This is a genomic window from Streptomyces sp. NPDC107517 (assembly GCF_055582645.1).
In genome coordinates this window covers 291,384-313,291 of sequence record NZ_JBVJPM010000010.1, presented here as the reverse complement: position 1 = coordinate 313,291, position 21,908 = coordinate 291,384, and the positions used below count along the sequence as shown (strand labels likewise).

At 71.0% G+C, this 21,908-nt stretch carries 20 protein-coding genes; 4 read left to right on the top strand and 16 right to left on the bottom strand.

The features are described 5' to 3' along the window. Positions 1–71: 71 nt before the first annotated feature. Positions 72–416: an ATP-binding protein gene (locus ACZ67T_RS24300; RefSeq protein WP_469986774.1), complete on the bottom strand. Its 345-nt coding sequence runs from the start codon at positions 414–416 to the stop codon at positions 72–74. A gap of 142 nt (positions 417–558) precedes the next feature. Continuing rightward, positions 559–1,716, bottom strand: coding sequence for an adenosine deaminase (locus ACZ67T_RS24295; protein ID WP_469986772.1), 1,158 nt, complete (start codon positions 1,714–1,716; stop codon positions 559–561). Positions 1,717–1,829: 113 nt separating this feature from the next. Between ACZ67T_RS24295 and ACZ67T_RS24290 the strand changes: the two genes are divergently transcribed. Continuing rightward, positions 1,830–2,588: a prolyl oligopeptidase family serine peptidase gene (locus ACZ67T_RS24290; RefSeq protein WP_469986771.1), complete on the top strand. Its 759-nt coding sequence runs from the start codon at positions 1,830–1,832 to the stop codon at positions 2,586–2,588. On the opposite strand, the gene ACZ67T_RS24285 is transcribed toward ACZ67T_RS24290, so the two are convergent. Further along, positions 2,589–3,560 carry a LysR family transcriptional regulator gene (locus ACZ67T_RS24285; protein WP_100594720.1) on the bottom strand — a complete coding sequence of 324 codons (972 nt, stop codon included), beginning with the start codon at positions 3,558–3,560 and terminating at the stop codon, positions 2,589–2,591. Between the two features lie 62 nt (positions 3,561–3,622). Between ACZ67T_RS24285 and ACZ67T_RS24280 the strand changes: the two genes are divergently transcribed. Together ACZ67T_RS24280 and ACZ67T_RS24275 are read left to right on the top strand one after the other, a co-directional pair. Next, complete coding sequence (locus tag ACZ67T_RS24280) at positions 3,623–4,912, top strand: MFS transporter (RefSeq protein ID WP_469986769.1); 1,290 nt, start codon at positions 3,623–3,625, stop codon at positions 4,910–4,912. Positions 4,913–5,061: 149 nt separating this feature from the next. Next, entirely contained in the window at positions 5,062–6,054 is a 993-nt protein-coding gene (locus ACZ67T_RS24275; protein ID WP_469986767.1) for a sigma-70 family RNA polymerase sigma factor, read from the top strand. Here ACZ67T_RS24275 and ACZ67T_RS24270 read toward each other — a convergent pair. Continuing rightward, positions 5,956–6,327, bottom strand: coding sequence for an STAS domain-containing protein (locus ACZ67T_RS24270; RefSeq protein ID WP_469986766.1), 372 nt, complete (start codon positions 6,325–6,327; stop codon positions 5,956–5,958). The genes ACZ67T_RS24275 and ACZ67T_RS24270 overlap by 99 nt on opposite strands. Positions 6,328–6,514: 187 nt before the next feature. Between ACZ67T_RS24270 and ACZ67T_RS24265 the strand changes: the two genes are divergently transcribed. Next, positions 6,515–7,438 (top strand): AEC family transporter, encoded by a 924-nt coding sequence (locus ACZ67T_RS24265; RefSeq protein ID WP_469986765.1) that lies wholly within the window; start codon positions 6,515–6,517, stop codon positions 7,436–7,438. A 59-nt stretch (positions 7,439–7,497) separates the two neighbouring features. On the opposite strand, the gene ACZ67T_RS24260 is transcribed toward ACZ67T_RS24265, so the two are convergent. The 12 genes from ACZ67T_RS24260 to ACZ67T_RS24205 form a co-directional block, all read right to left on the bottom strand. After that, positions 7,498–8,775: a thymidine phosphorylase gene (locus tag ACZ67T_RS24260; RefSeq protein ID WP_469986763.1), complete on the bottom strand. Its 1,278-nt coding sequence runs from the start codon at positions 8,773–8,775 to the stop codon at positions 7,498–7,500. Between the two features lie 94 nt (positions 8,776–8,869). Next, positions 8,870–9,259 carry a cytidine deaminase gene (locus tag ACZ67T_RS24255; RefSeq protein ID WP_100594725.1) on the bottom strand — a complete coding sequence of 130 codons (390 nt, stop codon included), beginning with the start codon at positions 9,257–9,259 and terminating at the stop codon, positions 8,870–8,872. Next, positions 9,256–10,545, bottom strand: a complete 1,290-nt coding sequence (locus ACZ67T_RS24250) for an ABC transporter permease (protein WP_469986761.1) — start codon at positions 10,543–10,545, stop codon at positions 9,256–9,258. Before ACZ67T_RS24250 ends, ACZ67T_RS24255 begins: the two co-directional genes overlap by 4 nt. After that, entirely contained in the window at positions 10,542–11,687 is a 1,146-nt protein-coding gene (locus ACZ67T_RS24245) for an ABC transporter permease (RefSeq protein WP_469986759.1), read from the bottom strand. The genes ACZ67T_RS24250 and ACZ67T_RS24245 overlap by 4 nt, the downstream gene beginning before the upstream one ends. Continuing rightward, positions 11,684–13,252, bottom strand: a complete 1,569-nt coding sequence (locus ACZ67T_RS24240) for an ABC transporter ATP-binding protein (RefSeq protein WP_469986825.1) — start codon at positions 13,250–13,252, stop codon at positions 11,684–11,686. The genes ACZ67T_RS24245 and ACZ67T_RS24240 overlap by 4 nt, the downstream gene beginning before the upstream one ends. A gap of 193 nt (positions 13,253–13,445) precedes the next feature. Further along, positions 13,446–14,507, bottom strand: coding sequence for a BMP family lipoprotein (locus ACZ67T_RS24235; protein ID WP_469986757.1), 1,062 nt, complete (start codon positions 14,505–14,507; stop codon positions 13,446–13,448). Between the two features lie 209 nt (positions 14,508–14,716). Continuing rightward, positions 14,717–15,976 (bottom strand): amidohydrolase, encoded by a 1,260-nt coding sequence (locus ACZ67T_RS24230; RefSeq protein ID WP_469986755.1) that lies wholly within the window; start codon positions 15,974–15,976, stop codon positions 14,717–14,719. Between the two features lie 159 nt (positions 15,977–16,135). After that, positions 16,136–16,918: a glycoside hydrolase domain-containing protein gene (locus tag ACZ67T_RS24225; RefSeq protein WP_469986823.1), complete on the bottom strand. Its 783-nt coding sequence runs from the start codon at positions 16,916–16,918 to the stop codon at positions 16,136–16,138. 181 nt (positions 16,919–17,099) lie between these two features. Then, positions 17,100–18,188 (bottom strand): hypothetical protein, encoded by a 1,089-nt coding sequence (locus ACZ67T_RS24220; protein WP_469986754.1) that lies wholly within the window; start codon positions 18,186–18,188, stop codon positions 17,100–17,102. 86 nt (positions 18,189–18,274) lie between these two features. Further along, positions 18,275–19,213 carry an N-acetylneuraminate synthase family protein gene (locus ACZ67T_RS24215; protein ID WP_469986752.1) on the bottom strand — a complete coding sequence of 313 codons (939 nt, stop codon included), beginning with the start codon at positions 19,211–19,213 and terminating at the stop codon, positions 18,275–18,277. A 14-nt stretch (positions 19,214–19,227) separates the two neighbouring features. Further along, positions 19,228–20,535 carry a cytidylyltransferase domain-containing protein gene (locus ACZ67T_RS24210; protein ID WP_469986750.1) on the bottom strand — a complete coding sequence of 436 codons (1,308 nt, stop codon included), beginning with the start codon at positions 20,533–20,535 and terminating at the stop codon, positions 19,228–19,230. Between the two features lie 26 nt (positions 20,536–20,561). After that, on the bottom strand, positions 20,562–21,878 hold the full coding sequence (locus ACZ67T_RS24205) for a DUF6716 putative glycosyltransferase (RefSeq protein WP_469986748.1): 1,317 nt from the start codon (positions 21,876–21,878) through the stop codon (positions 20,562–20,564). Positions 21,879–21,908: the final 30 nt, after the last annotated feature.

Genomic DNA, 21,908 nt, shown 5'->3' with positions numbered 1-21,908 from the left:
CAAGGAGGGGCGCACCCGTGCGAGCGGGTGCGCCCCTCCTGCGTGTCTGTGTCTGTGCCGCGTCGGGTGGGTCAGCCGACTGGCAGGGCTCCGCCGGCGGGCAGCGAGTTGACGGGCAGGCCGCCGAGGAGACCGGACACCGGGTCGCTGCCGTTGGTGGGGAGGGCCTTCCGGACGGCGGGCGTGGCGGCGTTCAGGCCACCGGCGACGGCGTTCTTGGTGGCGGTGAGGGACTCGGTGCCACCGGCGGGCAGGACCTGCGCGACCTGCTCGGCGGGGAGCGTGCCGGTCACGGTGTCGAGGGCGGAGCCGGCGTCCGGGAGGGCGGGGGCGGCGGACGCGGCACCGGCGCCCGCGGCGGCGAAGGCGACACCGAGAGCGGCGACACCGAGGGTCTTGACAGCAGACTGCTTCATTGCGAAATGAGTCCTCGTGAACGGGGGCTTGAGCGGTTCACGACCGTAAACATGTGTCAGGGCGCGTCGCAACCAGCGAAATACACGCGGAAGCGGCCGGGAGTTAATAATCCCGGCCGCTTCCGATTCGCACAAAGAGGCGCTACTGCGCGACAGAACCCCTGGTCGAGGCGGTCTGACGGAACAGCCATTCGGATTTCAACTCGGCATATCCCGGCTTGATGACGTCATTGATCATGGCCAGTCGTTCATCGAAAGGAATGAATGCTGATTTCATCGCATTGACAGTGAACCACTGCATGTCGTCGAGCGTGTAGCCGAATGCGTCGACCAGGTGCTCGAATTCGCGGCTCATGCTGGTGCCGGACATGAGGCGGTTGTCGGTGTTCACCGTGGTGCGGAAGTGCAGCTTGCGGAGCAGGCCGATGGGGTGGGCCTGGTAGGAGTCGGCGGCGCCCGTCTGGAGGTTGGAGCTGGGGCACATCTCCAGGGGGATGCGCTTGTCGCGCACATAGGAGGCGAGGCGGCCGAGCTTGACCGTGCCGTCGTCCTCGACCTTGATGTCGTCGATGATCCGCACGCCGTGGCCGAGGCGGTCGGCGCCGCACCACTGGAGGGCCTGCCAGATGGAGGGCAGCCCGAAGGCCTCGCCCGCGTGGATCGTGAAGTGGTTGTTCTCGCGCTTGAGGTACTCGAAGGCGTCGAGGTGGCGGGTGGGAGGGAAGCCGGCCTCCGCGCCCGCGATGTCGAAGCCGACGACGCCCGTGTCGCGGTAGCGGTTGGCGAGTTCGGCGATCTCCAGGGCCCGGGCCGCGTGCCGCATGGCGGTGAGCAGGGCGCCCACGCGGATGCGGTGGCCGTTGGCCCTGGCGCGGCGCTCGCCCTCCCGGAAGCCTTCGTTGACCGCCTCGACGACCTCTTCGAGGGTGAGGCCCTGTTCGAGGTGCTGCTCGGGGGCGTAGCGGATCTCCGCGTAGACGACGCCGTCCTCGGCGAGGTCCTCGGCGCACTCGGCGGCGACCCGGAACAGTGCCTCGCGGGTCTGCATGACGGCGCAGGTGTGGGCGAAGGTCTCCAGATAGCGCTCGAGGGAGCCGGAGTCGGCGGCCTCGCGGAACCAGATGCCGAGCTTGTCGGGATCGGTCTCCGGGAGGTTCTCGTAGCCCTGCGCCAGGGCGAGTTCGACGATGGTGCCGGGGCGAAGGCCGCCGTCGAGGTGGTCGTGCAGCAGCACCTTGGGGGCGCGAACGATCTGCTCGGGGGTCGGAATCTGCGAGTTTCCGCTGGTCTGGCTCGTCATTTCCGCACTCTAACGCCTACGCGCGTAGATACCCGCCGACGACCGCCTGTCGATACGTAACGGTGACCCTGCGGACGGGTGGCGTACACCGGGCCTTCTGACACTGTTCTGTCATGGGACAGCAAGCGACGACGGTCCGTGAGGCCCGGCTCGGGAAGGCCATGGGGCCCGTCCCCTCGACAGTGAGCGGTGTGGTTCTGCTGCTTCCCGCAGGTGAGGAGAGCTCCACGCGCAGGCCGTCACCGCTGGCCTCGGCAGCCGTACGGACCCTGGGGCGCGCCCTCGTGCGCGAGGGGCGGCGGGACGGCCTTGCGGCGCATGTCGTGCACTACCGCGGCCGCGGCTGGAACGGCGTGCAGGCACAGCTCGCGCGCGACGCCGACTGGGCCGCGGACGAAGCCGTACGGCGCTACGGCGACATCCCCGTCTGCCTCGTCGGGATCGACATGGGTGCCCGCGCGGCGCTGCACGCGGGCGGGCACAGCGCCGTCAACTCGGTGCTCGCGCTAGCCCCTTGGCTGCCCGAGGAGGACGTCGCCGCACCCCCCGAACCGGTGAAACAGCTCGCGGGCCGCCGCGTCCTGATCGTGCACGGCACGAACGACGAGCGCACGGATCCCGAGCTGTCGTTCCGCCTGGCCGCCCGCGCGAAGAAGTCCAACCGCGACATCTGCCGCTTCGAGGTGCACTCCGACGGCCACGCGCTCCATCAGCACCGCACCGAAGTCCACGCCCTGGCCCGCGACTTCGTGCTCGGCTCGCTCTTCGACCGGGCGTTCTCGCGGCCGCTGCAGGACGCGCTGGCCGCGCCGCCGCCGCTCGGGCTGCGGATGCCGCTGGCCTCGGGCTTCGGCAGGTCGCTCGCGCGGTGACTACTCCTGCGCGCGCGTCCACTCGGAGAGCAGCTTGCCGCGCCGGGAGAGCAGGAACTTCTTGAACGCCGCGACGGGCGGGGTGTCCGGATGTCCGTCGAGCCAGGCCACGCCGATCTCGCGCACCGCCCGCTGCCCGGTCACCGTCAGCTCCACAACTCCCGGGCGCGGTACGGCGGGTGGCGGCAGGAGCGCCACGCCGAGGCCCGCAGCGACCAGGCCGCGCAGGGTCTCGGTCTCCTCCCCCTCGAAGGCGACACGCGGCTTGAACCCCGCCTCCGCGCACAGGCCGTCGGCAATGCGCCGCAGCCCGTAGCCGGGTTCGAGGGTCACGAACGGCTCGTCGGCCGCCTCCGCGAGGCGGACGCGCTTGCGGCCCGCGAGGCGGTGGTCGTCGGGGACGACCAGGCGCAGGCGCTGCTCGTCGAGGCGGCGCGCGACGAGGCCGGGCTCGTCGGGGACGGGCGAGGTGAGGCAGAGGTCGAGCTCGCCGGCGCGCAGGCGCTCCAGCATCGCCTCGCCGTAGTTCTGGACCAGGCTGAAGCGGATACGGGGGTGGTCGGCGCGGAAGGCGCGGATCAGGCCGGGGACGGTCTCGGAGCCCATGGTGTGCAGGAAGCCGAAGGCGACCTTGCCCGAGGCGGGGTCGGCGTCGGCCCGTACGGACTCGGCGGCACGGCCGACCTCGGCGAGCGCCCTGTCGACGGACGTGAGGAACGTACGGCCCGCCGGGGTGAGCGAGACGGTACGGCCATGGCGCGCGAACAGCTCCACGCCGAGGTCCTGTTCGAGGCGGACCAGGGCGCGCGACAGCGTCGACTGGGGGATCTCCAGCTCGTGCGCGGCCCGCGTGACGTGCTCGGTGCGGGCGACCGCGGCGAAGTACGACAGGCGGGGCGCGAGCGTCGTCACGATGTCTTCTGTGTCACTGGACGGTGACAGACGAGTCTCTGAACTCTGCTTATGCGCCATGGGATCGATTATGGCGTTTTCATGCATTGGACGCATGAAACACGGAGGCCTACCTTCGAGATATGCCTCCTGCCAGTAGCGGGGCGGCCGCCACCCACGCGGTCGCCGCCCGTGAGCCGTCGTCCTCCGAAGCCCCCGACACCCGTCTGAACCCGGGCGGACCCGGTTACCGCCGGATGAGCTTCGCCCTCTTCCTGGCCGGCGTCGCGACCTTCGCCCTCCTCTACTCCACGCAGGCCCTGCTCCCCCTCGTCTCCGCCGACTTCGGCGTCAGCGCGAGCGCCGCGAGCTGGACGGTCTCCGGCGCGACGGGCGCGCTCGCCCTGTGTGTACTGCCGCTGAGTGCCCTGTCGGAGCGGTTCGGACGGCGCACCGTGATGACGGCGTCCCTGTCGGTGGCCGTCGCGGTCGGCCTGCTCGTGCCCTTCGCTCCCTCGCTCGGCGCGCTGGTCGCGCTGCGGGCCCTCCAGGGGGCCGCGCTCGCCGGTCTGCCGGCCTCCGCGATGGCGTATCTCGCGGAGGAGGTGCGGCCCAAGGCGCTGGTCGCCGCGATCGGCCTGTTCGTGGCCGGCAACTCCATCGGCGGGATGAGCGGCCGGGTCATCACCGGGTGGGTCGCGCAGGAGTGGGGCTGGCGCGCGGCGGTCGCCACGATCGGCGTGATCGCCGTGGCGTGCGCGGTCGCGTTCCGGCTGCTGCTGCCCCAGCCGCGGCACTTCACCCCGGGCTCGCTGCGGCCGCGGGTCCTGGCCCGCACGGTGCGCGGTCACCTCGCGAACCCGCTCCTGTGCCGTCTGTACGTGATCGGCGCCCTGTTCATGACGGTCTTCGGCGCCGTCTACACCGTGATCGGCTACCGGCTCACGGCCGCGCCGTTCTCGCTCCCGCAGGGCATCATCGGCTCGATCTTCCTGGTGTACCTGGTGGGTACGGTCTCCTCGGCCGCGGCCGGCAAGCTCGTCGCGCGGCTCGGGCGGCGCGGGGCGCTGTATCTGGCGGTGGGCACGACGGCGTCCGGGCTGCTGCTCTCGCTCGGCGACGCGATCGTCATGGTGCTGCTCGGCCTCGTCCTGATCACGGCCGGTTTCTTCGCGGGGCACGCGGTGGCCTCGTCCTCGGTCAGCCACACGGCGACGCACGGGCGGGCGCAGGCGTCCGCGCTGTACCAGTCCGTGTACTACATCGGCTCCAGCGTGGGCGGCACGCTCGGCGCGGTGGCCTTCCACGCGGGCGGCTGGGCCGGGACCGTGACCCTCGGCCTGGTGGCGGTGCTCGGCGTCGTGTCGGTGACCCTGTGGGGCTCGCACGCGGCCCGGGTGCAGCAGGGGAAGACGCTCGTGGCGGCGCACTGACGCTGCGCGGATCTTACTGACTGCGGCCCCCGGACCGGCGTATTTCGCCGGTCCGGGGGCCGCTGTCAGTGCACTGCGGTAGCTTCCGAAGTGCTGGGACTTGCATGGACTTTCGGGACTTGCCAGAAGCCGCAGGGCGGGGTGTGGACATGAGTGACATCGCAGGGACGACCACCGAGCTGGACGTCCGTCTGGAGAAGTACCGGGTCGAGCTGACCGGGTACTGCTACCGGATGCTGGGCTCGGCCTTCGAGGCCGAGGACGCGGTGCAGGACACGATGGTCCGCGCCTGGCGCAGTTTCGACAAGTTCGAGGGCCGCTCCAGCCTGCGGTCCTGGCTGTACCGCATCGCGACGAACGTCTGCCTGGACATGCTGAACGCGGGCAACAAGCGGGCCCGGCCGATGGACCTGACGGCGGCGGCGCCGCTCGCGCAGGCGGCTCTCACACCCCGGCCGGACAATGTGTGGCTGGAGCCGATGCCGGACGCGCGCGTGCTGCCGACCGTGCACGACCCGGCGGAGGCGGCGGTGGCGCGGGAGTCGGTTCGGCTCGCGTTCGTGGCGGCGCTCCAGCAGCTCCCGGCCAAGCAGCGGGCCGTGCTCATCCTGCGCGAGGTCCTGGCCTGGAAGGCGCAGGAGGTCGCCGAGCTCCTCGACACCTCTGTGGCGTCGGTGAACAGCGCGCTCCAGCGGGCCCGCGCCACGCTCGCCGAGGTCCCGGCCGAGAAGAAGAGCGCGGACGACGAGCTGGACGAGGAGCACCAGGCGCTCCTCGAGCGCTATGTCGCCGCGTTCGAGGGATACGACATGAAGGCGCTCACGGCGCTGCTCGCCGAGGACGCCATCATGACGATGCCGCCGTTCGACCTGTGGCTGCGCGGCACACCGGACATCACGGGCTTCATGACGACGATCGGCGCCTCATGCGCCGACAGCCGGCTGGTGCCCGTCGAGGCCAACGGCTCGCCCGCGTTCGCCCACTACAAGCCCGACCCGGACAAGGGCGGGTTCTCGCCGTGGGCCGTCCAGGTCCTCGAGGTCTCAGAGGGCCGGATCACCGGACTCCACTGCTTCCTGGACACGGCGCGCTATTTCCCGCTGTTCGGTCTGCCGCTCCATCTCGACGACCAGCCCGCCTAGGCCGGGCAGGCCGACCAGCTGAAGCAGGGCCCACAGAGCCGGGGACGGATCGCGCAGCCGCAGTCCTGACCCGGCTCTGCGGGCGACGAGCTGCATCCGGGCGAGCGCGTCCACGGTGGTGAGATCGGCCGTGGTGACCGCCGCGAGGTCGCAGACGATGTCGCGGGCGGGGGCGCGGGCGCACGCCGCGCGCACCTGGTCGCACAGATGCGGCACGTCGCCGCGGCGCAGGGGGCCTGAGGGAGCCAGGTCGGGACGTCGGAAAGCTGCCACGCTAGGGAGACCGGCGCGGCGCCGGGAACTCATCGGCGGTCCGGCCGCGCGCGGAGTGCGGTGCATCGTGTTGCCCCGGTGTCGCGCGCATCACGTTGACCCCGCGTCGGATGCCCTCCGACGCTATGGGGATGCTCCTTGATCGCGTACCTGCTCAGCCGTCCGCACGACGCCGGCAGGGGGCATCGTGGCAGGGGTGCTGAACGGGTTCGCCGTCATCGCCGTGGTCATCGCCGTCGGCTTCCTGATCGGCAAGCGCGGCTATCTCGGGGACAACGGCCGCGAGGTCCTCACCAAGCTCGCCTTCCATGTCGCCACGCCCGCGCTGCTGTTCACCACGCTCGCGAAGGCCGACCTCTCGGTGATCCTGTCGCCGCGGCTGCTGGTGACGGCGCTGAGCACGGCGGCCGCCGCCGGGGTGTTCATCGCGGTGGGCGTCGCGCGCCGGTGGGGCGTGGGGCGGACGACGATCGGCGCCCTGTGCTCCAGCTACGTCAATTCGGGCAACCTCGGCATCCCCATCGCCGTCTACGTCCTCGGCGACGCCTCGCTGGTCGCGCCGGTGCTGCTCTTCCAGCAGATCGTGGTGACGCCCATAGCGATGACGGTCCTCGATCTCTCGGAGGCCGGACAGACGCGGTCCTTGTGGCAGCGGATCGTCACGCCGCTGCGCAACCCGATCGCGGTGGGCGCGCTCGCGGGCGTGATCGTGGCGGCGACGGGGTGGACGGTGCCGGGGCCGGTCTTCAACCCGGTCGATCTGATCGGCAAGATGTCCGTGCCGGTGGTGCTGCTCGCGTACGGGATCTCGCTGTGCGGGAGTTCGCTGCCGGCCCGGCGAGGTTCGGACCGGGTGCCGGTGCTGCTGTCGGTGGCCCTGAAGTCGGTGGGCCAGCCCGCGGTGGCGTGGGTGCTCGCGGCGGGCGTCTTCGGCCTGCGGGGCGCGTCACTCCTGGACGTCGTGGTGACGTCGGCACTCCCGGCCGCGCAGAACCTCTTCACGTACGCCTCGCGCTACAACGTCGCGGAGAAACTGGCGAGAGAGTCGATCCTGCTGTCGACGCTGGCATCGGTGCCCGCGCTGGTGGTCGTCGCGGCACTGCTGGGGTGAGCCGAACGGGACCGGCGCAGGTCTGCCGATCCCGTTCACCCGTACGAGGAGACCCCAGGTCAGCCGATACGTTCCCGCACCACCGGCGTGGTTGCGAACGTCGTGCCGGGGGCCGAGATGTCGTAGGAACCTTCGACGGACTCAAGGGCGTACTCGAAGCGCTCCGGGGTGTCCGTGTGCAGGGTCAGGAGAGGCTGGCCCGCGGTGACGGATTCGCCCGGCTTGGCGTGGAGTTCGATGCCGGCGGCGGCCTGGACCGGGTCCTCCTTGCGGGCTCGGCCCGCGCCGAGACGCCAGGCGGCGACGCCGATGCCGTACGCGTCGAGGCGGGTCAGGACGCCGGAGGCGGGCGCCGTGACGACGTGCTGTTCCCGGGAGGTGGGCAGCGCTGCGTCCGGGTCGCCACCCTGCGCGGCGATCATGCGGCGCCAGACGTCCATCGCGGAGCCGTCGGCGAGGGCCTTCGCCGGGTCGGCATCCTTGACGCCCGCCGCGTCGAGCATCTCGCGGGCCAGGGCGAGGGTGAGTTCGACGACGTCGGAGGGGCCGCCGCCCGCCAGTACCTCTACGGACTCCCGGACTTCGAGCGCGTTGCCGGCGGTCAGACCGAGGGGCGTCGACATGTCCGTGAGCAGGGCGACCGTGCGCACGCCGCTGTCGGTGCCCAACTCGACCATGGTGGAGGCGAGTTCGCGGGCGTCCTCGATCGTCTTCATGAACGCGCCGGTGCCGACCTTGACGTCGAGGACCAGCGAGCCCGTGCCCTCGGCGATCTTCTTCGACATGATCGAGGAGGCGATGAGCGGGATCGCCTCGACGGTGCCGGTGACGTCGCGCAGCGCGTAGAGCTTCTTGTCCGCGGGGGCGAGCCCGTCGCCAGCCGCGCAGATCACGGAGCCGACGGTGTCGAGGACGTTCAGCATCTCGTCGTTGGAGAGCAGGGCGCGCCAGCCGGGGATGGACTCCAGCTTGTCGAGGGTGCCGCCGGTGTGGCCGAGGCCGCGGCCGGAGAGCTGCGGGACGGCGGCGCCGCACGCGGCGACCAGCGGGGCGAGCGGCAGCGTGATCTTGTCGCCGACGCCGCCGGTGGAGTGCTTGTCGGCGGTCGGGCGGGACAGGGACGAGAAGTCCATGCGCTCGCCGGAGGCGATCATCGCGGCGGTCCAGCGGGCGATCTCCGTACGGTTCATGCCGTTGAGGAGGATCGCCATGGCGAGCGCCGACATCTGCTCGTCCGCGACGACACCGCGCGTGTACGCGTCGATGACCCAGTCGATCTGCTCGTCGCTGAGTTCGCCCCGGTCCCGCTTGGTCCGGATGACGGAGATGACGTCCATGGCGTTGTCCTTCCGCAGGTGGCAGCAGGGCCAACTCTACGCGCATAGAGCGACCCGTTGAAAGCGGCCCCGCCCAACTGGGCGGGGCCGTGGTTCAGTTGAGGTGCTGGGGTCCGAACGCGTCGGGGAGCATCTCGCCGAGCGGGCGGATCCCCGACGTCGTCTCCAGGAGCAGCTCGGTGCCCCCGAACTCGTAGAGGAGCTGGCGGCAGCGGCCGCACGGCATCAGGATCTCGCCCTTGCCGTCCACGCACGTGAAGTGCGTCAGGCGGCCGCCGCCGGTGAGCTGGAGCTGCGAGACGAGCCCGCACTCGGCGCACAGGCCGAGCCCGTACGACGCGTTCTCCACGTTGCAGCCCGACACGGTGCGGCCGTCGTCCACGCGGGCCGCGGCGCCGACCGGGAAGGCCGAGTACGGCACGTAAGCGCGGGACATGGCCTCGCGGGCCGCCTCTCTGAGTGCTTCCCAGTCGGCTTCCGTCACTTGCCCTGGCCCTTCCGGTAGCGCATGCCGTCGGCCTTCGGCATCCGCAGCCGCTGTGCGGACAGCGAGAGCACCAGGAGGGTGACGACATACGGGGTGGCGCCGACGAAGTCGCCGGGCACCTCATCCGTCAGGAGGTACCAGACCAGGACGACCACGGCAATCACCGCGCTGACCGTGGCCTGGATCATGGCCTTGCGGTACGCCTTCCAGCCCGCCAGGAGGGCGAGCAGGACGACCAGCAGGAGGAGCAGCGCGTGGACGGTCTCGCCGCCGTTGCGCAGCTGGAGCGCGTCGGAGAAGCCGAACAGGCCCGCGCCCATGGCGAGTCCGCCCGGCCGCCAGTTGCCGAAGATCATGGCGGCGAGGCCGATGTAGCCGCGCCCGCCGGTCTGGCCCTCCAGGTAGCTGTGCGAGGTGACCAGCGCGAGGAACGCGCCGCCCAGACCCGCGAGTCCGCCGGAGATGGCGACGGCCGCGTACTTGTGCGCGTACACGTTGACGCCGAGGGACTCGGCCGCGACCGGGTTCTCGCCGCAGGAGCGCAGGCGCAGGCCGAACGAGGTGCGCCACAGCACCCACCAGCTGCCCACGAAGAGCAGCACGGCGAGGATCGTGATCACGGAGACGTTGGTGACCAGGCCGCCGAGGATGCCGGCGAGGTCGGAGACCAGGAACCAGTGGTGCTGCTCGATGGAGTGCAGTCCGCTGGACAGGCCCGGGATCGTGACGTCGCCCAGCGACTCGGCGGGCGGCGACTGCTTGGGGTTGCCGCCCTTGGTCGCGGGCTCGCCGTCGGCGAAGAACAACTTGGCGAGGTACTGCGTGGCGCCCAGGGCGAGGAGGTTGACGGCGACACCGGAGACGATGTGGTCGACGCCGAACGTGACGGTGGCGACGGCGTGGATCAGACCGCCCAGCACACCGAAGCCGATGCCGCAGACGAGGCCGAGCCACGGGCTGGTCTGCCAGCCGAGCCAGCCGGCACCGAACGTGCCGAGGATCATCATGCCTTCGAGGCCGATGTTGACCACGCCGGCCCGCTCCGACCACAGGCCCGCGAGGGCCGCGAGGCCGATGGGCACGGCGAGTCCGAGCGCGGCGCTGATCTGGCCGCCGGAGGTGAGCTGGTCGGCGCCCGTGATGACGCGGACGGCGGAGACCAGGAACAGCGCACCGACGACGATCATCAGGGTCTGGCCCGTGGAGAGCCGGCCGCGCGCCTTCTTGGCGCCGCTCACCGCGGGGGCGGCCGGCGGCGGGGTGTCGGTCGTCGTGGCGGTCATCCGGCCACCTCCTGCTTGTCGGTGCGGACGGCGGCGGCCTGTGCGGCGAGCTCGGCACCGACCCGCTGCTGCTGGCGCTTGAGCCCGTAGCGGCGTACGACCTCGTAGGCGATGACGACGCACAGGACGATGACGCCCTGGATCACGCCGAGGATCTCCTTGTCGTAGCCCTGGAACTCCAGGTGGTTGGTGGTGCGCTCCAGGAAGCCCCACAGCAGGGCGCCGAGCGCGATGCCGACCGGGTGGTTGCGGCCGAGCAGCGCGATCGCGATGCCCGTGAAGCCGAGGCCCACCGGGAAGCTGTTGTCGTACTGGTGGCTGTCGTTGAGGAGCGTCGGCATGCCGACCAGACCGGCCACGGCACCCGAGATGATCATGCTGGTGGCGACCATCTTCTTGACGCTGACGCCGCTCGCGGCGGCCGCCGACTCGGACTGGCCGACCGTGCGCAGGTCGAAGCCGAAGCGGGTGCGGCCGAGGACGAACCAGTACGCGATGCCCACGAGCACGGCGATCACGATGAAGCCCCAGACCTGGCCGGCCGGCCCCATGTCCATCGTGAAGAAGTACGAGGACTTCGGCAGCGGCTTGGTGGAGACCAGGGTGCCGGCGTCGTCGAGCTGGCCGAGCTGCTCGGGCTGGAGCAGGTAGGCGATGATCGCGGTGGCGATCGCGTTCAGCATGATCGTCGCGATGACCTCGCTGACCCCGCGGGTCACCTTGAGGATGCCCGCGATGGCCGCCCACAGGGCACCGGTCGCCATGGCCGCGAGCATGATCAGCGGGATGGAGAGCCAGCCGGGCAGCGTGAGCGCCCCGCCGAGCACGGCGGCGACGAACGCGGCGAGCCGGTACTGGCCGTCGACGCCGATGTTGAACAGGTTCATGCGGAAGCCGATGGCCACCGCGACACCCGCGAGGTAGTACGTCGTCGCCTTGTTGAGGATGTAGACCTGGCTGTCGCTCGCGGAGCCGTAGGTCACCATGTCGCTGAACGCGGCGAAGGGGTCCTTGCCGGTCGCCGCGATGATCACGGCGGTGACGACGAGTGCGGCGATGATCGCCAGGAGCGGGGCGGCGATCGCGAGGATCAGCCGCTCCTTGTCGATCCGGGACGTGCCCCGGGATATCAGTGTCTTCATCGGGCGTCCCCGCCTTCGGCGTCTTCCGTGTGCTGGAGGTGGCCCGAGGCCGCACCTGTCATGGCGGAGCCCAGCTCCTCCGGGGTGATGGTGGCGGGGTCGGCGTCGGCGACCAGGCGGCCGCGGTACATCACCCGCAGGGTGTCGGACAGGCCGATCAGCTCGTCCAGGTCGGCCGAGATGAGCAGCACGGCGAGGCCCTCGCGGCGGGCCCGGCGGATCTGGTCCCAGATCTGGGCCTGTGCGCCGACGTCCACACCGCGGGTGGGGTGGGCGGCGATCAGCAGCTTGGGCGCGTGGCTCATCTCGCGGCCGACGATCAGCTTCTGCTGGTTGCCGCCGGACAGGGAGGCCGCGGTGACCTCGATGCCGGGGGTGCGGACGTCGTAGTCGCGCACGATGCGCTCGGTGTCGGCGCGGGCGGCCTTCAGGTCGAGCAGCCCGCGCTTGGAGTTGGGGCGTTCGGTGACATGACCGAGAACCCGGTTCTCCCACAGCGGCGCTTCGAGGAGGAGGCCGTGACGGTGCCGGTCCTCGGGGATGTACCCGACACCGGCTTCGCGGCGCTTGCGGGTGGGGGTCCGGGTGACGTCGGCGCCGTCCAGGGCGACGGTGCCGCGGTCCGCGGTCCGCATGCCCATGATGGCCTCGACGAGTTCGGACTGGCCGTTGCCCTCCACGCCCGCGATGCCGAGGACTTCGCCCCGGCGGATGGTGAAGGTGATGTCGTCGAGGATGACGCGCTCGACGCCGTCCAGGTCGGTCTGCGTGAGCCGCACCCCGGCCAGGTGGAGCATCGGGGTGTCGGTGACCGTCGACTCCTCGGTCTCCGGCGACGGCAGCTCGCTGCCGACCATCAGCTCGGCGAGCTGCTTGGTGCTGGTGTTCCTCGGGTCGGCCGTGCCGACCGTGGTCCCGCGCCGGATGACCGTGATCTCGTCCGCGACGGAGAGCACCTCACCCAGCTTGTGGGAGATGAAGATGACGGTGAGGCCCTCGGACTTGAGCTCGCGCAGGTTGTCGAAGAGTGCGTCGACCTCCTGCGGCACGAGGACCGCGGTGGGCTCGTCGAGGATCAGCGTGCGGGCGCCCCGGTAGAGGACCTTGAGGATCTCGACGCGCTGCCGGTCGGCGACCCCGAGCTCCTCGACGAGGACGTCGGGCCGCACCCCGAGGCCGTACGCCTCGGATATCTCGCGGATCTTCGTACGCGCCTTGCCGCCGATGCCGTGCAGCTTCTCGGCGCCCAGGACGACGTTCTCCAGGACCGTGAGGTTGTCGGCCAGCATGAAGTGCTGGTGGACCATGCCGATGCCGCGCGCGATGGCGTCTGCGGGCGTGCCGAAGGCGACCTGGGTGCCGTCGACCGCGATGGTGCCCTCGTCCGGCTTCTGCATGCCGTAGAGGATCTTCATCAGGGTCGACTTGCCGGCGCCGTTCTCACCGCACAGGGCGTGGACGGTGCCCCGCCGTACGGTGATGTCGATGTCGCGGTTGGCGACGACGCCGGGAAAGCGCTTGGTGATGCCGCGCAGTTCGACGGCGGGAGGGCTGGACGCGTTGATGGCGCACTCTCCTCGGGGGACAGGACGTACGTACGGAAGGGGTGAACGGTCGCGCGGAGCCGCGCGGGGGCGCGTCGGCGACGGTAATACGCCAACTCTTAGCTACACGCGTAGAGTTGACACATTGTTATGGCTCGGCGAGGGGAAGCTTTCGCCACTCCCCCCGCCGAGCCGGGCCCTCAGGGGCCTCAGGTCACGGGGTGGTCTTGACCTTGACCTTGCCGTTCGCGATCTGCTCCTTGGCGGCGTCCAGCTTGGCCTGGATGTCGTCGATGTAGCCGCCGGAGGTGGCGAGCGAGACGCCGCCGTCCTTCAGGGCGTAGGTGTTGGTGCCGGTCTTCGGCGAACCGTCCTTGACCGACTGGATCAGGTCGTAGACGCCGATGTCGACGTTCTTGACGACCGAAGTCAGGATCGAGGACTTGTACTTGGCCAGACCCGGGATGTTGTACTGGTCCGAGTCGACGCCGATCGCCCAGGCGCCCTTCGTGCCGGAGACGGCCTCGATGGCACCGTTGCCGGAGGAGCCGGCGGCCGAGTAGACGACGTCGGCGCCCTTGTCGAGCATGCCCTGGGCGGCTTCCTTGCCCTTGTCCGGGGAGGCGAAGCCGGAGGTGTCCGAACCGTGGCTCAGGTACTGGACGTCGACCTTGATCTTCGGGTTGGTGGCCTTGACGCCCTGAACGTAACCCGCCTCGAACTTCTTGATCAGCGGGACGTCGACACCACCGATGAAGCCGACGTGGTCCTTCTTCGTCTTCAGCGCGGCGGCGACGCCGGCCAGGTAGGAGCCCTGCTCCTCGGTGAAGACGATGGAGTCGGTGTTCTTGGCGTTCACCACGGAGTCGACGATGCCGAAGGTGGTCTTCGGGTACTTCGCGGAGACCTTGGTCATCGAGGTGGCGTACGCGTAGCCGACCCCGATGATGGGGTTGTAGCCGGCGTCGGCCAGGTCGGACAGGCGCTGCTCGCGGTCGGCCTCGGTGTCGGAGGTCTTGGCGGTCAGCTCCTTGAGGTCACCGCCGAACTCCTTCTTGGCCTTGTCGGCACCGCGCGCGGCGGAGTCGTTGAAGGAGTGGTCGCCACGGCCGCCGACGTCGAAGGCGAGGCCGATCTTGACGCCGCCCTTCTTGCCGGAGTCCGACGAGGAGCCCGAGGACTCGTTGTCCGAGGAAGTGCCGCCACATGCGGTGGCGGTGAGAGCGAGTGCCGCGGTGGCTATGCACGCAGCAGAGATTTTGGCTACCCGGCGCAAGGGAGGCTCCTTCGACCTGACCTGAGCGCCGGGCTCCCGGCGCTGGTTTTCGGACGGATCGTAACGCGCGTAGATGTCAGATAAAGGGCCGTTCCGCAGCCGTTATCGGATTGACGCGAACCCCGCCCGGCGGTCCGGTCTACGGGGCGTTACGGAGGTGGGTCGGGTGGGTTACGTGCCGCCCCCACCGACCCTTTCCCCGCACCGGTTCACGCCCCCTGCTCCCGTGCGGCCCCGTCCAGCAGCGCCGCCGCCGTGAACAGCTCGACGCCCACGGTGATCGCCGACTCGTCCGCGTCGAAATCGCCCTGGTGCAGGTCGCGTCCGCCGCGCTCGCCGGGGGTGCGCACCCCGAGGCGGGCCATGGCCCCGGGGACGTGCTCCAGATACCAGGAGAAGTCCTCGCCGCCCAGGCTCTGCTGGGTGTCCTCGACGGAGTGGGGGCCCCGGCGGGCGGTCATGGCCTGGTGCAGCAGATCGGTGACGTCCGGGTCGTTGACCACGGGCGGCACCCCGCGGATGTAGTTGATCTCCGACTTGGCGCGGTAGAGGTCGGCGATCTCCTGGATCGCCCCGTGCACCAGGTCGGGCGCCTCCCGCCACGCTTCGAGGTCGAGGCAGCGGACCGTGCCGGACAGCTCGGCGTGCTGCGGGACCACGTTGCACGCGTGGCCGGATTCGATACGGCCCCAGGTCACGGCGAGCCCCGAACGGGCGTCGATGCGGCGGGCGACGAGCGCGGGGACCTCGGTGGCCACCTTCGCGGCAGCCGTGACGAGGTCGGTGGTGAGGTGGGGGCGCGCGGTGTGCCCGCCGGGCCCGTCGAGCGCGACCTCGAGCCGGTCGCAGGCCGAGGTGATCGCACCGTGGCGCAGCCCGATCCGGCCCGCGTCGACCTTCGGGTCGCAGTGCACGCCGATGATCGACCCGACGCCTTCGAGCACGCCCGACTCGATGGCGTCGGGGGCGCCGCCGGGCAGCACCTCCTCGGCGGGCTGGAAGATCAGCCGTACGGGGTGCGGGAGCCGGCCCTGCCGGTGCAGCTCGGCGAGGACCAGGCCCGCGCCGAGCACGACCGTCGTGTGCACGTCGTGACCGCAGGCGTGGGCGCGGCCGGGCACGGTGGACCGGTAGGCGCAGCTCGCCTTGGTGTCCGGGATGGGGAGCGCGTCGATGTCGGCGCGCAGGGCGAGCATGGGGGCCCCGCCCCGCCACTCCCCCTCCGCCGTGCCGATGTCGCAGACGAGTCCGGTGCCGATGTCCAGAACCCGCGGCGTGAGCCCGGCCTTCTCCAGGCGGGCCCTGATCGCCGCCGTCGTGCGGAACTCCTGGTTGCCGAGCTCGGGGTGCATGTGCAAGTCACGGCGGAAGGCGACCAGTTCGGCGCGGAGCTCTTCGGGCAGCGTGCCGGGCAGCGCTCCGGAGGTGACCGCTTCCCCGGGCTGACCGGCCTCGGACTCTCGGGACATCAATTGGTTCACCCTTTGAAGGGTAGGCCGGGGCAGGGGGCAGCCGCCTCACGATCAACAAAAGTTCAACCGAATTGGGGTAAGAAACTCGGCCTCGGTGCGCATGACCTACCTGTACGGGGGGTATGACACCTCTTTCATACCCCCCACCGGCCTCGGCTACCCGACGATCGCCACCGGCGCGTCCCACGCGTCCCGGTCCACCGTGATCGTGTAACCGCCGCGGGACTCCTTGCTGTTCACCATGTACTGGTGGGCGCGACGGTGGCCCGTCCACAGGGTGGAGGCGAAAGGCCAGTCGGACGTCGTGGTGTTGACCTTGTCCCAGAGCGCGTACCAGAGAATGTCCGGCATGTCGGTGCGGTTCGTCGTCGTGGCGACGGCCTTCGCGCTGGAGCTGCGGAAGCCGTAGAAGCCGGTCCGGTAGTTCTTGGCGTGCACGGCCTTGTCCCAGGCGCGGACGTAGGTGAGGACCGCGTTGTTGCAGGACGTGTCGGTGGTGTCGTACGACTCCATGTCCAGGTAGAGCGGGGAGCCGCTCTTCATGCCGAGGGCGGCGGCCTTGGTGACGGCGTCGGCGCCGTCCTTCGCGCCGAGCGACGCGGCGGTGGACGCGGTCATCTTCTCGGGGTTCGCGCCGGACTGGCAGGGCGGCTGGGCGCCCACGTAGAGCGGGATCAGTTTCCAGCCGGAGGCGCTGACCGACTTCACCCACGAGGCGGTGAGGCTGGGCTGGGCGCAGCCGCGGTTCTTGCCTCCCACGTAGACGGCCGCGGCGCCGTAGAAGCCGGTCTTCCAGGCCTTCATGGCGGAGAGGGAGGGGGCCGTGCAGGTGTCGAAGGCGCGGCCGGTGTACGTCTTGGCCGCGGGCAGGGTGGTCGCTGTCGCGGACTGGGCCACGATCGCTCCGGTGGCGGCCAGTGCCACGCCTGCGGCGGACATGGCGAGGTAGCGGCGTCTCTTGGACAGGCGGTGCCGGGGGTGCGTCACGGGTTCCTCTGGGCGCTCTGTACGGATACGGAGTGGGGGGTGCGGTGGGTTTGACCGGCTCACGCCCCGTCGCGTTGCCCTTCGGATGGCTATGCGATCACCAAGGTCTGGCCAAGATCCCGGAGGCCGGGGCTCACATCGCCGGGGCGACCGAGGCGAGGCGGTGTACGTCGCGTGCGGTGCCGGTGACACCGGAGAGGAAGCCCTGGGCGCGCGGTGAGGCGTTCTCCGTCAGCCAGGCGGGGTCGATGTCGCAGACGGCGACGCGGACCTCGGTGCCGACGAGGGCCAGGGGCAGGGTGTGGACGACCGTCGAGGGGAAGCTGAGGATCGTACGGCCGATGGGGCCGCGGCGGGCGATCAGTTCGAGGGGGAGGTCGGGGCGGACCACTTCGAGGCCGGTCTCGGTGGCGAGACGGTGCAGCTTGTCCGCGCTCTCGCGGCGGTGGGCGAAGTAGCGCGTCGCGCCGTGGGCGCCGGCGAGGGCGCGGACGGCCTCCAGGTAGCGGTCCGGGTCGACGACGCCGGTCTCGACGAGGGACGTGCCGACGAGGTCGGCGCCCTTCGTCATGCGGGGCGGGCCGAAGCGGGCGCGGGTCCAGGTGAATTCGTTGCGGGTGACGCGGACACCGTCGGGGACGGAGTCGATCGGCATGGCCGAGAAGACTTCGACGGTGCGGCGGGTGCCGTCGGGGGTGAGGCGGCGGCGGGCGGCGGCGGACACGGGGGCGAAGACGATGTCGCGCGGTCCGGGGCGGCCGCCGCGGCGGTGCCAGCGCACGAGGCGTTCACCGCGGGCGAGCTGGGAGACGAACTCCATGGTCGCGGTGCCGTCGTCGACGACGACGAGTTCGGGGGCCCGGGTGATCGTCAGCAGGAGCTGCACGTAGCGGGAGAACGGGTCGCCGATGACGATGCGGGCGGCCTTGCGCAGCGCGCCCGCGAGTCCGCCGATGGTGTGGAAGGGCGCGGTGGCGCCGCCGCGCGCCTCTTCCCAGCGGACGATGTGGCCCTCGTCGCGGGCGAGTTCGGCCATGCGGCGCAGCTGGCCGCGGGTCATGGGGTCCGTGGGCGACAGAACGACCAGGGTGATCCGGTCCGTCTTGTCGGTGCTCTCGGCGCGGTGCGCCCATTCCAGGACGTTGAGGAGCTGGACGGGGCTCTCCACGAAACACAGGGTTCCGGAACGGCGTCCGGAGCGTGCTGCTGACATGGGCGGCATGGGCCCTCCGAGGGACCTGTGAGGGGTTGGGGCCCGTGGGCCGGCGCCCGGCTGGGCGCCGGCCCACACGGGCGGACGTCGGACGGTCAGACGCCGACCGGCTCGCCCGCGGCGACGGCGATCTCCGACTCGGCGACGACGCCCGCGACGCGGCGGAGCTTCTTCATCGGGCCGAGCTCCGACTCGTAGACCTTCTTGACGCCGTCACCGAGGGACGCCTCGATGGTGCGGATGTCGCGCACGAGGCGGGTGAGGCCCTGCGGCTCGACGGAGGCGGCCTGGTCGGAGCCCCACATGGCGCGGTCGAGGGTGATGTGACGCTCGACGAAGGTGGCGCCGAGGGCGACGGCGGCGAGCGTGGTCTGCAGGCCGGTCTCGTGGCCGGAGTAGCCGATCGGGACGTTCGGGTACTCGGCCTGGAGGGTGTTGATGACCCGGAGGTTCAGCTCCTCCGCCTGCGCCGGGTAGGTCGACGTGGCGTGGCACATGAGGATGTTGTCCGAGCCGAGGACCTCGACCGCGTGACGGATCTGCTTCGGCGTCGACATGCCGGTGGAGAGGATGACCGTGCGACCGGTGGCGCGCAGGGCGCGGAGCAGCTCGTCGTCGGTGAGCGACGCGGAGGCGACCTTGTGGGCCGGGACGTCGAACTTCTCCAGGAAGGCGACGGCCTCGGTGTCCCACGGGGAGGCGAACCAGTCGATGCCGCGCTTCTTGCAGTGCTCGTCGATCTGGCGGTACTCGTCCTCGCCGAACTCGACGCGGTGGCGGTAGTCGATGTACGTCATCCGGCCCCAGGGGGTGTCGCGCTCGATGTCCCACTGGTCGCGCGGGGTGCAGATCTCGGGGGTGCGCTTCTGGAACTTGACGGCGTCGCAGCCGGCCTCGGCGGCCACGTCGATCAGCTTGAAGGCGTTGTCGAGGTCGCCGTTGTGGTTGATGCCGATCTCACCGGTGATGTACACGGGCTGACCGGGGCCGGCCGTCTTCGAACCGAACGTGCGCAGGCGGGAGTTGGTGCTCATGACTGGGGAGTTCCTTACTTGTTGAGGGAGTCGAGAGAAGGGCCGAGGATCCAGGTGGCGATCTCTCGGATCGCGCCGTCACCACCGGGGAGAGCGGTGACCGCACGCGCGGCGCCTCGTACGACGTCGTGGGCGCTCGCGACCGCCACGGGCCAGCCGACAAGGCCGAAGCACGGGAGGTCGTTGACGTCGTTGCCGACGTAGAGCACGCGCTCGGGCGCGATGCCCTGTTCCTCGCACCACTGCTTCAGTGCGAGGTCCTTGCGGTCGATGCCGTGCAGGACCGGGATCTGGAGCTTCCTGGCCCGGGCGGCGACGACCGGGTTCTGTTCCGTGGACAGGATCAGCAGCGGCAGGCCCGACTTGCGCAGGGCCGCGATGCCGAGGCCGTCACCGCGGTGCACGGTGACGAACTCCCGTCCGTCGGAGTCGATCAGCACCTTGTCATCGGTCTGGGTGCCGTCGAAGTCGAGGACGACCGCGTCGATGTCTTCGGCGGTCGGGAGGGAGCCGGGCCTGTTCGCGTCGAAGAGCGGCGCGAGGGCCCGGGCGCGGGAGAGGTCGTGCGGGTCGTCGATCTCCAGGACCCGCGCGGGGTCGGTACGGACGAGTTCCGTACGGCCGAAGAAGCGGTGCTTGGCCACGCGGAAGCCGTTCGCGTCCATGGCGTAGACCGCGCCGGTCTCCAGGAGGTCCTGGGGGCGGTCCTGGCGCATCTGGCGGAAGGACTTGTCGTGGTTGACGCCGTAGCCGCCGCTGGTGGCCGCGGGGGCGACCAGCGTGTCGGTGCCGCCCTCGACGGCGGCGCGCTCGACCGCGGGCGCGGCCGGCACACCGGGTTCATCGGAGTCGTCGCGCCACACGAACCCGTGGAAGGGGGCGACGGTCAGGGCCGTGTCGGCGCCCTTCTCGACGATCGCGTTGACGACGCCGTCGATGTCCTCGCGGACGATGAAGGGGCTGGTGCACTGGACGAGGAGCACGACGTCGACCGCTGCGCCCTGGAGGGCCTCGTGGGCGTCGAGGGCGTGCAGCACGGCTGCCTCGGAGCTCGACTTGTCGCCGGCGATGGCGGCGGGCCGCAGGACGACCTCGGCGCCCGCCTCGCGGGCCGCGGCGGCGATCGCGGCGTCGTCCGTGGAGACCACGACGTCCGTGACGAGCCGGGTGGCGCGGCACTCGCGGACGGTGCGGGCCACGAGGGGCACGCCGCCGACCGGGGCGAGGTTCTTGGCGGGCACTCCCTTGGAGCCGCCGCGGGCGGGGATCACGGCGAGGACGCGGCGGACCGGTGCCGCTGTGCCCGCTTCCGGGTTGGTCATCAGGTCTCCTTGAGGGGTACGGGCGTTCACAGCTCGCCCATCCGCCGTATGACGGGCGCCACGCGCTGCACTCCGTGCCGGTAGGCGCCACGGGCGGCGCGACGCACTATCTGCCGGACGGGGCCGGGCTCCTTGCCGGCGGCGGGTGCGCCGGGCAGCGGCGTCCCGTCCGGGGCGAGGTGGTGGCGGGCGAGGATGCGCGGCAGGTAGCCGGGGGCGGTGGTGAGGCTGTAGTAGGGGGCCAGGGACGGGAGCCGGTCGGCTCCGGTCAGGCCGGTGACCCGGGCGCGGGCCGTGTCGAAGGCGGTGTCGTACGTGCCGTCGGCCGCGACGCCCTGGCGTGCCACCCACTCCTCGTCGGCCTTCGGCAGGTGGCCCGCGTCGAGCTGGTCCCAGGAGGCGAGGCACCCGGAGCCGGTGAAGTGATGGTTGCCGAGCGCCTCGCGCACCCCGAGGTCCGTGAGCAGCGCGGTGGGGATGCGCCGGTGCAGGGCTTCGAGCGCGGCCGTCGAGCTGACGGTGACCAGGAGGTCGGTGCGGTCGAGCACCTCGCCCATGTGCCCGTAGACGAGGCGGCAGTTGGCGGGAAGTCCGCCGTCGATCCGCTGGGCGAGCTTCTGGTACGGCGCCTCTTCGATGTGCGTGGTGTGCTCGCCCGGCTTGCTGCGCAGCTTGAGCAGTACCTCGCGCTCGGGGTGCAGCCGGGCGTGCCCGACGAGCCGCTTGAGCAGGTAGGCGCGGTCGGCGGGGGTGTCCGGTACGGAGGGCTGCGCGGCGAAGACGACCGTGTACGGGTCGTGCTTCTCCTCGTAGGGCGTGCCGCCGAGGAACGGCAGCGCGCACTCGGTCACCGAGGAGGCGTCGGCGTCCACACCCTCGTACACGGCGCGGAAACGGTCCGCGTCGTGACGGGAGTTGGCGAGGACGAGGTCGGCGCCGTGCCGCAGGAGCAGCCCGTCGGCGAGCTTCTCGTAGACGACTCCCACGTAGCCGGTGACGACGACGGGCCGCTTGGCCCTGCCCTGCCAGGCCCGCGCGAGGCCGTGGAGCATGGCCTGGACGGCGCCGCCGACGAGGGCGAGGACGACGACGTCGTAGCGGTCGGCGTCCTGCTCCATGCGGCGCAGGAATTCGACGGCGGTGACTTCGTCGAGGCTGTCGGCGCGGACGCCGACTTCGTCGAGCTGGCGGGGTGTCGGGGTGGCCCGGCCGCGCAGGAGGAATCCGTCGAGCGGGCTCTCGTCGGTGGTGAGGCGGCGCGCGGTGAGCGCGCCCCACTTCCACCGGGTGTCGGAGTCCGCGAGCACGGCGACCCGTCGGGTCTCAGAGGTACTTGCTGGCACACCGAAGAAGCTAGGAAGCGATTCCGATCG